9 protein-coding genes are annotated in these 13,994 nt (G+C 72.3%); 7 read left to right on the top strand and 2 right to left on the bottom strand.

What is annotated here, in order from left to right; translation table 11 throughout:
- A partial coding sequence (locus tag ABWK99_RS06345) for a M48 family metalloprotease (RefSeq protein ID WP_372593861.1) occupies positions 1 to 461 on the bottom strand: 461 nt, incomplete at its 3' end.
- Here ABWK99_RS06345 and ABWK99_RS06340 point away from each other — a divergent pair.
- The 7 genes from ABWK99_RS06340 (at position 441) to ABWK99_RS06310 (ending at position 11,174) form a co-directional block, all read left to right on the top strand.
- Positions 441 to 965, top strand: coding sequence for a hypothetical protein (locus ABWK99_RS06340; RefSeq protein WP_372593860.1), 525 nt, complete (start codon positions 441 to 443; stop codon positions 963 to 965). The genes ABWK99_RS06345 and ABWK99_RS06340 overlap by 21 nt on opposite strands.
- Before the next feature lies 1 nt (position 966).
- Complete coding sequence (locus tag ABWK99_RS06335) at positions 967 to 1,968, top strand: CbiQ family ECF transporter T component (RefSeq protein ID WP_372593859.1); 1,002 nt, start codon at positions 967 to 969, stop codon at positions 1,966 to 1,968.
- Positions 1,965 to 3,623: an ABC transporter ATP-binding protein gene (locus ABWK99_RS06330; RefSeq protein ID WP_372593858.1), complete on the top strand. Its 1,659-nt coding sequence runs from the start codon at positions 1,965 to 1,967 to the stop codon at positions 3,621 to 3,623. Before ABWK99_RS06335 ends, ABWK99_RS06330 begins: the two co-directional genes overlap by 4 nt.
- On the top strand, positions 3,620 to 4,435 hold the full coding sequence (locus ABWK99_RS06325; protein WP_372593857.1) for an ECF transporter S component: 816 nt from the start codon (positions 3,620 to 3,622) through the stop codon (positions 4,433 to 4,435). Before ABWK99_RS06330 ends, ABWK99_RS06325 begins: the two co-directional genes overlap by 4 nt.
- A 388-nt stretch (positions 4,436 to 4,823) precedes the next feature.
- Complete coding sequence (locus tag ABWK99_RS06320; protein WP_372593856.1) at positions 4,824 to 7,688, top strand: vitamin B12-dependent ribonucleotide reductase; 2,865 nt, start codon at positions 4,824 to 4,826, stop codon at positions 7,686 to 7,688.
- A gap of 133 nt (positions 7,689 to 7,821) precedes the next feature.
- Entirely contained in the window at positions 7,822 to 9,105 is a 1,284-nt protein-coding gene (locus tag ABWK99_RS06315; RefSeq protein WP_372593855.1) for an MFS transporter, read from the top strand.
- A 281-nt stretch (positions 9,106 to 9,386) separates the two neighbouring features.
- Positions 9,387 to 11,174, top strand: a complete 1,788-nt coding sequence (locus ABWK99_RS06310; protein WP_372593854.1) for a D-alanyl-D-alanine carboxypeptidase family protein — start codon at positions 9,387 to 9,389, stop codon at positions 11,172 to 11,174.
- 9 nt (positions 11,175 to 11,183) lie between these two features.
- Here the strand turns inward: ABWK99_RS06310 and ABWK99_RS06305 are convergent.
- On the bottom strand, positions 11,184 to 13,994 hold a 2,811-nt coding region (locus ABWK99_RS06305; protein WP_372593853.1), incomplete at its 5' end, for a sulfide/dihydroorotate dehydrogenase-like FAD/NAD-binding protein.

Here is a 13,994-nt window from a genome sequence, read left to right as displayed (position 1 = left end):
TGACCGGCGGCGCCTGCCATCTGGCGCAGGGCGGCGACACGGTTGGCGGTCGAGGGGTGGGTGGAGAACAGATTGTCCGCCCCCTGCCCATGCAGCGGGTTGATGATGAACATATGCGCCGTCGCCGGGTTGCTCTCGGCGGTGTTGTTGTCGATGCTGCGCGCGGCGCGGTCGATCTTCTCCAGCGCCGCGGCCAGCCAGAGGGGATGACCGCAGATCTCCGCCCCGCCGCGGTCGGCGGCGTATTCGCGGGTGCGCGAGATCGCCATCTGCACCAGGCCGGCGGCCAGCGGCGCCAGGATCATGACCAGGATGGCGCCGACGATACCCAGCGGATTGTTGCGGTTGTCGCCGAAGAACAGGCCGAAGTTGGCCAGCATGGAGATCGCGCCGGCGATGGTCGCGGTGATGGTCATGGTCAGGGTGTCGCGGTTCTTCACGTGCGCCAGCTCGTGCGCCATGACCCCGGCGACCTCCTCGGCAGAGAGGCGCTTCAGCAGGCCGGTTTCGTCGACACCCGCGACGACTCCGGACTGATCTGCGCCATCGACTCCCAGCCCGACCCGTGCCCCGCGGAGTTCACCGGCTCGTACTGGTCCTACTGGCACGCCGAGCAGGGCGGGGAGTGGGAGACCTACATGGAGGGCTCCGACACCGCCGTCCCGGCCGCGGGTTCGGTCGAGGGCTGGCGCTACTTCGACGGCAGTGCCGGGCCGACGGCCATGACCGCCGTCACCACCGAGGCCACCGACGAGGCCACCGAGGCTGCCGAGGCCACCGACGAGGCCACCGAGAGCGCCGAGGCCACCACGGAGTCGGCTGAGACGGCCGAGGCGTCGGAGACGGCCGAGGCTGCTGCCGAGGAGTCCTCCTCGACGCTCGGCTGGGTCATCGGCGGGCTCGTCGCCGTGGCGCTCGCCGCCGTCGTGACCGTCCTCGTGCGTCGTCGCGGATCCGCGGCCTGAGATGCACCCCTGGGCCTGGTGGTCCTGGGCGCTCGGCCTCACGGTCGCGGCGACCAGGACCACCAGCACGCCCGCGCTCGGCCTGATCGTCGTCGCGGCCCTTCTCGTCGCGACGCTCTCGCGCGGGGACGGGCCGCGAGGGCGTGCCTTCCCCGGCTTCGTCCTGCTCGCGGTCGCCGTCGTCGTGCTGCGCCTCGTCTTCCACGTCGTCGTCGGCATCAAGACCCCTGGCACCGTCGTGCTCGACCTCCCCCGGGTGCCGATGCCCGACTGGGCCGTCGGCGTCGAACTGTTCGGCCCCGTCACGACGACCGGCCTGGCCACGGCCGCGACCGGCGGCCTGCGCCTGGCGGCCCTCGTGCTGTGCATCGGCGCCGCCGCCACGCTCACCTCGGCCGCCAGGACCCTGCGCACCCTCCCGGCGGCGCTGCACCAGCTCGGTACCGCCGTGGTCATCGCGACCAACGTGGCCCCCGCCCTGGTCGCCGCCGCAGCGCGGGTCCGTCGGGCCCAGCGCCTGCGGGGGGTGTCCGGCCGGGGGCCGCGTGCCGTCGTCTCGACAGCGATGCCCGTCCTGGCCGACGCCCTCGACCAGTCGCTCGCCCTCGCCGCGTCGATGGACTCCCGCGGCTTCGCCGGGACGCACGGCCGTCGTGACCGGCGCGTCACCCCGCTGCTCCTGACGGCGCTGCTCAGCACCACCCTGGGCACCTACGGGCTGCTCGACCCCACCGCACCCCGGTGGATGGGGCTCCCGCTGCTCGTGCTGGGTGCGGCGAGCGGAGCCGTCGGCTCCCTCCTGGCCGGCCGCCTCGTGCGGCGCACGCGCTTCCGCCGTGAGACCTGGGGCCCCGGCGCCACCCTCCTCACCGCCTGCGGCGCCGGGGCCGCCGGTCTCGTGCTGCTCACCCAGGGTGCGGCGAGCGGACCGGCGGTCGCCACCCTCGCCGCTCTGGCGCTCGCCCCGCTGCTGCTCTCCGTCCACCCCGAGGTGCCCGCATGATCCGGCTCGACGACGTGACAGTCACCTACCCCGGCGCCGCGGCTCCCACGCTGCGGTCGGTCGACCTGCACATCGGCGAGGGCGAGCTGTGCCTGGTGGTGGGACCGACCGGAGCCGGGAAGACGACCCTGCTGCGCGCGGTGTGCGGATTGGTCCCGCACTTCACGGGGGGTCTGCTGGAGGGCGCGGTGACGGTCGCGGGACGCGACACCAGGACCCATCGCCCCCGGGACCTGGCGGATGTCGTCGGCGTGGTTCTCCAGGACCCGGCGCAGGGTTTCGTCGCGGAGACGGTCGAGGACGAGCTCGTCTACGCGATGGAGCAGCTGGGCCTGAGCCCATCGGTGATGCGCACCAGGGTCGAGGAGACGCTCGACCTGCTCGGCCTCGTCGACCTGCGCCGCTCCCCCGTGCGCGACCTGTCGGGCGGGGAGCAGCAGCGGGTCGCGATCGGGGCGGTCCTCACGGCGCACCCGCGGGTGCTGGTCCTGGACGAGCCCACCTCGGCACTCGACCCTGCCGCGGCGGAGGACGTGCTGGCAGCGGTCACCCGCCTCGTGCACGACCTCGGCCTGACGGTCCTGGTGGCCGAGCACCGGCTCGAACGGGTCGTGCAGTACGCCGACCGGGTGGTGAACGTGGCTCCCGACGGCACCGTCCGGTCGGGCAGCGCGGGCGAGATGATGCAGCACAGCTCCGTCGCCCCGCCGATCGTCGAGCTCGGCCGGGTCGCCGGCTGGGACCCGCTCCCGCTCTCGGTGCGGGACGCCCGACGCCGGGCCGCCCCGCTGCGTGCCCGGCTGACCGACGCGCTCGGCGCCGACGGTCCCGCCGCTCCGCCGACCGACGCCCCCGGCCCCGCGGATCGCGCCGAGACGGCGACGGCCCCGGTCGCGCAGCTCAGCGCGGATGCGGTGCACGTGCGCTACCCGCGCACCTGGGCGGTGCGGGGGGTCGACCTGGTCCTGCACGGTGGGGAGGTGACCGCACTGATGGGGCGCAACGGGGCAGGGAAGTCCTCGCTGCTCTGGGCCCTTGCGGGCGCCGGGCCCCGCGCGAGCGGCCGGGTCACGCTGGCCGACGGGACGGACCCGGCACGACTGCGGCCGAGCGACGCCCGCAGGCGGGTCGCCCTCGTCCCGCAGAACCCGCTCGACCTGCTCTACCTCACCAGCGTCGCGGCCGAGTGCCGGGCGGCGGACCAGCAGGCGGGCGCACAGCCCGGGACCACCGCACGGCGACTGGAGTCCCTCGCCGGGACGATCGATCCCCAGGCCCACCCGCGCGACCTGTCCGAGGGTCAGCGCCTGGCCCTGGTGCTGGCCGTCCAGCTGAGCGCCGACGCGACGGTGCTGCTCCTGGACGAGCCGACCCGCGGGCTGGACTACGCCGCCAAGAGGCGGCTCGCGCAGCTCCTGCGCGAGCACGCCGCGCGGGGTGGCGCCGTGCTCCTGTCGAGCCACGATGTCGAGTTCGTCGCCGATGCGGCCGCGCGTGTCGTGGTCCTCGCCGGCGGGGAGGTCGTCGCGGACGGCAGTGCGCGTGACGTCCTGACGGCATCGCCGACGTTCGCCCCCCAGGTGTCCAAGGTCCTCCACCCGATCGACCTGCTCACCGTCGCGCAGGTGGCAGCGGCTCTCGCGGTGACGGCATGAGGGCCTCGTCCCTCGTCCCCGTCGGGCGACGCAGCGCCGTGGCGCTGCTCCTCGCCTCCGCGGCCGGAGCCCTCGCCTTCCTGTGGCCGTTGGTGGTCGGGGCCGGCAGCCCGCTCGCCCAGGCCACCCTCGCGCCGGTCGTGCTCGGCGGCGTCCTCGGGGCGGTGCTCCTCCTGCTGCACCTGGTCCTGGCCGACGGCGGCCTCGACGTCAAGGCTGTCGCCCTCCTGGGCCTGCTGTCCGCCGTCGGAGCCGTGCTGCGACCGCTGTCGGCGGGGACGGCAGGGATCGAGCTCGTCTTCATCGTGATCATCCTCGGCGCCCGGGTCCTCGGCCCCGGGTTCGGGTTCGCGCTCGGCTCCACGACCCTGTTCACCTCCGCCCTGCTCACCGGTGGGGTGGGTCCGTGGTTGCCGTACCAGATGCTCGCCGCGTCGTGGGTGGGCCTGGGGGCCGGCCTGCTGCCGGGGCGCGACCGCTGGCGCGGGGCTCGGGAGGTCGTCCTCCTCGTCGGGTACGGGACCGTCGCGGCCTTCGGCTACGGCCTGGTGATGAACATGGCGTTCTGGCCCTTCCAGCTCGGCGGGGGAACCGGCCTGTCGTTCGTCGCGGGTGACGCCGTCGCGGACAACCTCCGGCGCTTCGTCCTGTACGACCTGGCGACCTCGCTCGGCTGGGACCTGGGCCGCGCCGTGACGACGGCGACGGGCCTGCTCCTGCTGGGCGCGCCCGTGCTCTCCGCGCTGCGCCGCACCGGGACCACCGCGCACTTCGCCCCCGCGCGATCGACGAGTACTCCCGCCGTCGGCTGACGGACGCCCTCCCCGAGCCGGGTCGTCCGACACGCCCAAAAACGGCGACACGCCGCCGTTCGGCTGCTCCTTCGCCAGTGTCCTGGGCCCGGTCGAGGCGCTCACCTGCGCGTTCGTCCCGGGGCCCACGTCGGCCGTGAGTCGTCGGACGAAAGAGACCGTCGCGGATGTCAGTGGCACAACATATAGTGGTCTCACGGTTGTAGTTCGGGCACTGCTTGTGATGAGTTCCTCCACAGGCTGGGCCCGTCGCCCACAGGCTCACCCACAGGTCTTCCACAGATCCGTCCACCGGAGCTGTGCTCCACGCAGCACCACGCACACCGACACACGGCAAGGCACGACGGTCCTCGGCCGCGCGACCGGCCCAGGGGTAGAAGGAGAAGCGATGTCAGAGACGTCGGCCAACGCCAAGAAGGCAGCGGCACGCAGCACGCGCAACGAGGCAACCGGGCTCACCGTGGAGCGGGTCTTCACGACCGCCGGGGTGCACCCCTACGACGAGGTCACCTGGGACCGCCGCGATGTCGTCCAGACGAACTGGAAGAGCGGCGAGACGATCTTCGAGCAGAAGGGCGTGGAGTTCCCCGCCAGCTGGTCGATCAACGCCACGACGATCGTCACGACGAAGTACTTCCGCGGCGCCGTCGGCAGCACGGCTCGCGAGTGGAGCCTCAAGCAGCTCATCGACCGGGTCGTGCTGACCTACGTCAAGGCCGGCCGTGAGCACGGCTACTTCGCGACCGACGAGGACGCGACGATCTTCGAGCACGAGCTGACCTGGATGCTGCTGCACCAGGTGTTCAGCTTCAACTCCCCCGTGTGGTTCAACGTCGGCACCCCGTCGCCCCAGCAGGTCAGCGCCTGCTTCATCCTCTCGGTCGACGACACGATGGACTCCATCCTCAACTGGTACCGCGAGGAGGGGATGATCTTCAAGGGCGGCTCCGGTGCCGGCCTCAACCTCTCCCGCATCCGGTCGTCGAAGGAGCTCCTCTCCTCCGGTGGCACCGCCTCGGGCCCGATCTCCTTCATGCGGGGTGCCGACGCCTCGGCCGGGACCATCAAGTCCGGCGGCGCCACGCGTCGCGCGGCCAAGATGGTCGTCCTGGACATCGACCACCCGGACATCGAGGAGTTCGTCACCACCAAGGCGCGCGAGGAGGACAAGATCCGCGCGCTGCGGGACGCCGGGTTCGACATGGACCTCGGCGGCAAGGACATCGTCTCGGTCCAGTACCAGAACGCGAACAACTCGGTCCGTGTCTCGGACGAGTTCATGCAGGCGGTCGCCGACGGCACCGAGTTCGGGCTGCGCGCCCGCGGGACGGGCGAGGTCATCGAGACCATCGACGCCAAGCACCTGTTCCACCAGGTCGCGAAGGCCGCGTGGGAGTGCGCGGACCCGGGTATCCAGTACGACTCCACGATCAACGCCTGGCACACGAGCCCCGAGAGCGGTCGCATCACGGCGTCCAACCCGTGCAGCGAGTACATGCACCTGGACAACTCCTCGTGCAACCTCGCCTCGCTCAACCTGCTCACCTTCCTGCGCCCGGACGACACCTTCGACGTCGAGCGCTTCGAGAAGGCCGTCGAGCTGGTCATCACCGCGATGGACATCTCGATCTGCTTCGCCGACTTCCCCACCGAGGCGATCGGCGAGACGACCCGCACGTTCCGCCAGCTGGGCATCGGTTACGCCAACCTGGGTGCGCTGCTCATGGCGACCGGGCACGGCTACGACTCGGCCGGCGGCCGTGCCCTGGCCGCGGCGATCACCTCGCTCATGACGGGCACCGCCTACAAGCGCTCGGCAGAGCTCGCCGGGATCGTCGGCCCGTACGACGGTTACGCCCAGAACGCCGAGGGTCACCAGCGCGTCATGCGCAAGCACGCCTCGGCGAACGACGACATCCGCACGCTCGGTGCGATGGACGGCGAGCTGCACGCGGCCGCGACGAAGGTCTGGGCCTCAGGCAACAAGATCGGCATGCGCAACGGCTGGCGCAACGCGCAGGCCTCCGTCCTGGCTCCCACCGGGACGATCGGCTTCATGATGGACTGCGACACCACGGGTGTGGAGCCCGACTTCTCCCTGGTGAAGTTCAAGAAGCTCGTCGGCGGCGGCTCGATGCAGATCGTCAACCAGACGATCCCGCGTGCGCTGCGTCGGATGGGCTACGCGGAGGAGACCGTCGAGGCGATCGTCGAGTACATCGCCGAGCACGGGCACGTCGTGGATGCTCCCGGCCTGCGTCCCGAGCACTACGAGGTCTTCGACTGCGCGATGGGCGAGCGGGCGATCTCCCCGATGGGCCACGTGCGGATGATGGCTGCCGTGCAGCCCTTCATCTCCGGGGCGATCTCCAAGACGGTCAACATGCCGGAGACGGCGACGGTCGAGGAGATCGAGAAGCTCTACTTCGACGCCTGGTCGATGGGTATCAAGGCGCTGGCGATCTACCGCGACAACTGCAAGGTCGGCCAGCCCCTCTCGGACGGCAAGGCCAAGAAGGCGGAGGCCCCCGTGGCCCCGGTCGTCGAGACCGCCGCCCCGGCCCGGGCCACCCGCAAGCGGCTTCCCCGTCAGCGCACCTCGCTGACCACGTCGTTCACCGTGGGCGGTGCGGACGGCTACATCACGGCCGGGTCCTACCCGGGCGACGGGCTCGGTGAGCTCTTCGTCAAGCTCGGCAAGCAGGGCTCGACGCTGGCCGGCGTGATGGACGCCTTCTCGATCGCGATCTCCGTGGCGCTGCAGTACGGCGTCCCGCTGGAGACCTACGTGCAGAAGTTCACCAACATGCGCTTCGAGCCGGCCGGGATGACCGACGACCCGGACGTCCGGATGGCGCAGTCGATGATGGACTACATCTTCCGTCGCCTCGCCCTGGACTACCTGCCCTACGAGACGCGCGCCTCGCTCGGCATCTACACGACGGACGAGCGCACCCGTCAGCTCGAGACGGGCTCCTACGAGTCCGCCGCACGGGACGAGGTCGCCGCCCCGGTCGTGGCGGAGGCCTCCGCGCCTGCGCCGTCCGTGGCAGCGACGGCCGCCCCGACCGCCGACGCCGGTCCCGGTGCCCACCAGGCCCCGGTCTCCGTGCACTCCTCGGCGGAGCTCATGGACCTGCTCCAGGGTCGCGAGGCCGATGCGCCCCTGTGCATGAACTGCGGGATCAAGATGCGCCCCTCGGGTTCCTGCCACGTCTGCGAGGGCTGCGGGAGCACCAGCGGCTGCAGCTGAGCCGCTCCGCTCACCGCGTCTCGTGAGCGCATGACCGCAGGAGAGCCGGGTGTCCCCACGGGGTCGCCCGGCTCTCCTGCGTCCACGGGACGGGCGCGGGTCCGGACAGCCGGGCGCGGCGTATCGTCGGCCCATGAACCCCGACGCCCGCCGGGTGCAGCGGACCTTCCTCGCGCTGACCCTGGGGACGACGCTCTCGGCATCGCTGGTCTGGGGGATCAACACCCTCTTCCTCCTCGACGCCGGCCTCAGCAACGCCCAGGCCTTCGCCGCCAACGCCTTCTTCACCGCGGGGATGGTCCTCTTCGAGATCCCCACCGGCGTCGTCGCCGACAGCCGCGGGCGCCGGCTCTCCTACGTCCTCGGGGCCGTCGTGCTCGCCCTGACGACCCTCGGCTACGTCGGGCTCTGGTGGACGGGCGCGCCGTTCTGGGCCTGGGCCCTGGTCTCGGTCGGGATCGGACTCGGCTACACCTTCTTCTCCGGTGCCCTGGAGGCCTGGCTGGTCGACGCCCTGCGTGCCACGGGTGCGCCGGACGAGCTCGAGCGCGTCTTCTCCCGTGCGCAGGTCGCCTCGGGCTCGGCGATGCTCGTCGGATCCGTCGCCGGGGGCGTCATCGCCCAGTTCTCCTCGCTCGGCGTCCCGTTCGTCGTCCGCGCGGTCCTGCTCCTGGTCACCGGGGCGATCGCCGCAGTCTGGATGAAGGACCTGGGGTTCGCGCCGGACCGCTCGGCAGGCGTACGCAGGGCCGTCGTCGACCTCACGCGCGCCTCGGTACGCAGCGGGCTGGGCAACCCACCCGTGCGCTGGCTGATGGTCAGCGGCTTCTTCCTCTCCGGGGTCGGCTTCTACGCGTTCTACGCCCTGCAGCCGTTCCTGCTGGAGCTCTACGGTCGCCGTGACGCGTACGGGATCGCCGGGTTGGCTGCCGCAGCCTTCGCGGGTTCCCAGATCCTCGGCGGCCTGGTCGGGCCGCGCATCCGTCGTCGCGTCTCCCGACGCACCTCGCTGCTGATCGCGGGGGCAGGGCTCGGGGCGGCCCTGCTCGCTGCACTGGGCGCGAACCGCCACTTCGGGACCGCCGTGGTCCTCCTGGTCACCTGGGGCCTGGTCTCCGCTGCTGTCGCGCCGGTCCGGCAGACCTACCTCCACGACCTGGTCCCCTCGGGGCAGCGGGCGACCGTCCTCTCCTTCGACTCCTTGATCAGCAACGCCGGCGGCGTCGCGCTCCAGCCCGCACTGGGCCGGGTGGCGGACCTGGGTGGCTACGGGACCTCGCTCCTCGTCGGTGCCGGGATCCAGCTCCTCGCCCTTCCGTTCCTGGCCCTGAGCCGACGGTCCGGAGGGACCGCGGACCGACGCCGCACGCCTCGGACGCAGCTGCCGACGCCACCCGGGCCCGCCACCTTGAGCTGACCGGCGTCCGCACCCGGGCCGGCACCGGGCGACGCCCGGGCCCGCCGCCTTGAACTGACCGGCGTCCGCACCCGGGCGCGGTCCGGTGCCGGGCGGGCCCGGCGCGCCGTGGCGATCGCGATCGAGCCCGCTGATGCTCGGCCGGACGGGTGGTTTCTCGTGGCAGTCGGGTGAGGTCGACGGCTCCCCCTTCAGTCGTGCCCTGGGTCGGTCGACGGGACGGACACGAGGACGCCTGCCCCCGGGCAGGCGTCGGAGCCCGGACCAGTGAGGCACGAGGCATGAGCCAGCACGCGGCAGTTCCCGCCTGCGGCGGCCGCGCGTCGTGGGCGAGCACCGCGCTCCGGGCTGCGCGTCTCGCGGTCCGGCCGCGCGCGGCTGGGGCGCGGGCCCGGCGCACGGGCCTCGCACCCGGGGTCGTCCTCGTCGTCGCCACCGGATTCGTCGTCGGCGCGGTGGCCGGGACCACCGTGGTCCAGCTCGAGCGCGACTCGGCCTACGCGGCCGAGGTCGCCGCCGTCGCTGCCCTGGAGGCGCATGTCCTGCGGGTGGACGAGGCGGCGAGCGAGCGGCTGAGCGCCCAGGGAACCGCCTTCCTTGCCCAGCGTCGAACCCATGCCCTCGCCGAGGCCGAGACCGCGGTCGCGGAGGCGGGAGCGCTCACCGCGGCCGTCGCCCCGGTCGTCGGTGCCGAGACCCTCGCACCCCTGGACGAGGCGCTCTCGGCGATCAGGGACCTCGTGCACGCGGCGCCGTCCGCGCCGACCGTGATCCTCACCGCGACGGCCCTGGCGGCGGCGGAGCGTCCGGCGGTGGTCCCGGCGGAGGTGATCGTGTCGCCCACCACCCCGGGCGCCGACGTCATCTCCCTCGTGGCGCAGAGCCGTGCGCAGACTGTGACGCCGAGCGCCGTGTCGACCCCCCCGCCCGCCGCGGAGCAGCCCACCGGGTCCGAGAGATCGGGGACCGGAGGACCGGCGGCCGACCCGGTACCCACGGCCGGGACGACGCCCCCGGGCGACCAGCGGAGCGCCCTCCAGGACGCCTCGTCGGACGTGCCGACCGGCACAGCATCCGACGTGCCGTCGAGCATGCCGTCGAGGCCCACGGCCGCGGGATCCGCCACCTCCTCCCCCGCCGGTGCGTCGCTCGGGGAGTCGGGCGACTCGCGAACCGCCGTCGCCCAGCAGGCGGCGAAGGCCGGGCAGGCGGCGACGGACGGGCAGGCGGCGACGGACGGGCAGGTTGCGAAGGCCGGGCAGGCTGCGAAGGCCGGGCAGCCGGCGACGGACGGGCAGGTTGCGACGGACGGGCAGGCTGCGAAGGCCGGGCAGCCGGCCGTGCCGTCCCCCGTCATCGCCCAGCGCGCGCCGACCCTCGGCGACACGTTCGTGACCGGCACCTCCGTCGTCCCACGGGACGTGCCCGCCTCCGCGGTGGCGGCCGCCTCCGCCGACGGTCTCGACTACGCCACCTCCCAGCAGATCCTCACGCTCGTCGAGGAGATCCGCTCCCTCTCCACACAGGTGCAGGCACGGGCGGACCAGGTCATCGCCGAGCAGAGAGCAGCGGCCGAAGCCCGCGCCGCTGCGGAGGCCGCAGCCCAGGCAGCAGCGGAGCGGGCGGCACGGACGATGGCCGGGCGGGTGGCCGCGGCGAAGGCCGCGCCCAACGGCGCGATCCCCGAAGCGCTCCTGTGCTCGCCCTCCTTCAGCTCGAACGCGTTGCTGCGCTGCGACGCCTCTGCGGCACTCGAGCAGATGAACGCCGCGTACCGGATGGAGACCGGGAAGAACCTCGTGCTCAGCTCCACGTACCGCACCACGACCCAGCAAGAGGTCCTGCGCGAGACGAAGGGCGACCTGGCCGCTCTCCCGGGCACCTCGAACCACGGGCGGGGTGTCGCGATCGACCTCGCAGGTGCCGGGTCGCTCGGGCAGTTCGACGCCCCGCTGTACCTGTGGCTCGTCGACCACGCGGCTGCCTACGGCTGGTACCACCCGACGTACATGCAGCCGGGCGGCTCCGGCCCCTTGGAGCCCTGGCACTGGGAGTTCGGCACGAGCTGAGTCCGGCTCCTACAGCCCGTGCGCGATCCTGCTCCGCTTCTCCTGGGCCTTGAACTGACCGAAGCGCGGGAGGAACTTGTCCCAGTCGATCAGGTGCGAGTCCAGCTCGGGGCCGTCGATGCAGGCGTGCTTGCGCACGGGCTTGCCGTCGATGACCACCGGGACCATGCACGCCCCGCACATGCCCGTCGCGTCGACCATGATGGAGTTCAGGCTCGCGACGCAGTGCACCCCGTACGGCGCGGTCAGGTCGCTCACGGCCCGCATCATCATCGGCGGGCCGATGGTGACCACCTCGGCGACGGTCCTGCCCTCCCCGCGACGGTTCGCCTCGAGCATCTCCTCCAGCGGTCCGGTGACGAAGCCCGGGACCCCGTAGCTGCCGTCGTTCGTGGTGTAGACGACGTCGAGCTGGTCGCCGTACTGCGCCTGGAGCCGGCCGACACGCTCGTCCTCGCCCGTCCAGAACATCAGGTTGCCGCTGCGGAAGCCGGAGATCAGGGTGACGTGGTTCCCCAGCTCGAGGTGGGCACGCATGATCGGGTAGACCGGCGGCAGCCCGAGGCCGCCGGCGGTGAACACGACCGTCGACCCCTCCGGGTGGGCCTCGAGGTCGCTCGGGCGCCCGAGCGGCCCGGCGATCCCCGCGAAGGACTCCCCCACCGCCATCTGGTTGATCTCGATGCTGCTCGTGCCGACACCCTGGACGACGAGGCAGATCGTCCCCGCCTCGGTGTCCCAGTCCGCGAGGGTCAACGGGATGAGCTCCCCGTCCGGGCGGGGCAGGACGCGGACGAACTGGCCTGCGCGCGCGGCACCGGCGATGACCGGCGAGTGCACGGTGAACTCCCGGATCCCGTCGCTCAGCTCCGAGGTCGCCAGGATCCGCTGCGCCGTGGCCGCCTTGTCGGTGTACGCCTGCGCCGACGCCACCTTCGCCGCGATCTCGGCAGGCGGGAGGTCGATCGACCCGACGATCTCGCGTGCGGCGGCCTGACCGTCACCCGCGGCCCGGATGGCGGTGGACCCGCCTCGTGCGGCGTCACCACCCGTGTACACGCCCTCGAGGGTCGTCTCCTGCGATCCGCTGTGGTCCAGGTCGATCGTGCCCCAGGAGGAGGTGTGCAGCCGCGGCTCCGAGTCCTTGATGATCGGGTTGGCCGCGTTGCCCAGTGCCATGATCACCAGGTCGGCGGGGATCGTCTCGGTCCGCCCCGTCGGCACCGGCTTGCGGCGCCCGGACGCGTCGGGCTCGCCGAGCTCCATGGTCTCCACCGTGGCGGCGGTGACGAAGCCGGTCTGCGTGTCGCCGAGGAACTCCGTCGGGGAACGCAGCACCTTCAGCCCGATCCCCTCCTCCAACGCGGGGTGCAGCTCCTCCACGCGTGCGGGCATCTCGGCCTGGGTGCGCCGGTAGACGATCGTCACGTTGCCGCCGAGACGACGGGCCGTGCGGGCGGCATCCATCGCCGTGTTGCCGCCGCCGATGACGAGCACCTCCTTGCCCTCGGTGTCCGGGAGCGGCGTCTCGTAGTCGGCGCGAAGACCCTGCATGAGGTTGACCCGCGTGAGGAACTCGTTCGCGGACATGACGTTGAGCAGGTGCTCGCCCGGGACGTTCATGAAGCGCGGCAGCCCCGCCCCCGAGCCGACGAAGATCTTCCAGAAGCCGGCGTCGCGCAGGTCCTGGATCGAGGCGGTCTTGCCGACGACGAAGTTGGGGACGAAGCGACCGCCCAGCAGGGTGATCTTGTTCACCACGTCGTCGATGAGCTCGTTCGGCAGCCGGAACTCGGGGATCCCGTACCGCAGCACCCCGCCGAGGGCGTGGAAGGCCTCGAAGACGGTGACGGGGAACCCCTCCACCGCGAGCAGGTAGGCGTTGATCAGCCCGGAGGGACCCGAACCGACGATCGCCACCGGGGGCTTGGCTGCCGTCTGCCACGGGTCGGGGATCCCGGCGAACGCCGCCACGGCGCCGTCGGGGTGGATCATCTTCTCGCGCGCGGGCAGGAACCACTCGATCTGCCCGATCTGGATCGGGTTCTCCTTGTGCAGGCAGACGCCCTGGCACTGGAGCTCCTGCGGGCACACCCGACCGGTGACCCCCGGCAGGGGGTTGCTCCCCTCGATGAGCTCCATCGCCTCGCGGAACCGACCGTTGCCGATGAGGTCGAGCATCGCGGGGATGTGGATCTTGACGGGGCAGCCGCCCTTGGGCTCCTTGTGGTTGGCGAGGAACACGCCCAGCTCGCACGGCTTCTCGGCGCACTGCTTGTCCCGCAGGGCCTCCAACCACACGAAGAGGTCGATGTCCGAGGCGGTGTACCCCTGGCTCATGTACCCGAGGTAGCCCGTGTTGACGAGCTCGAAGTCGTGCGAGCGGCTCTCGGCGTCACGGACGAACGGCGGGATGCTGTGCGCCGTGGGCCAGCCCACCGAGAAGCCGGCGAACATGGGGTAGCGATCGGACAGGTGCGCGTCCAGGGCCCGGATGAAGGTGCGCTTCTTGCCGAGCGGCAGGTGCCAGATGAAGCGCATGAGGACGGCGGAGCCGTCGTCGCCGCGTCCGAGCATCTCCCACAGGGTGCGGGTGAACTCCGCGCCGAGCTCCGGCTGCTGGAACTCCCAGGCGACCGCGGCCATGCCCTGGGAGAGGAACTCGTCCCGGAACGCGGACGGGTCGGTGAGCAGTCGCCTGCGCAGCAGCTCGAGCTGCTGCTCGTACTGCTCGACGGCCGCCGAGCCCTTGAGCTCGTCCACCTCGGTGCGGCTCGCCTCGAGCGTCGTCGAGGCGTCGAGGTACCGGCGCAGCTCGTC

The sequence above is a fragment of the Actinotalea sp. genome (assembly GCF_041597215.1).
Lineage (GTDB): Bacteria > Actinomycetota > Actinomycetes > Actinomycetales > Cellulomonadaceae > Actinotalea.
The sequence above is the reverse complement of the archived record's forward strand: the minus strand, read 5'-3'. Positions and strand labels throughout refer to the sequence as shown.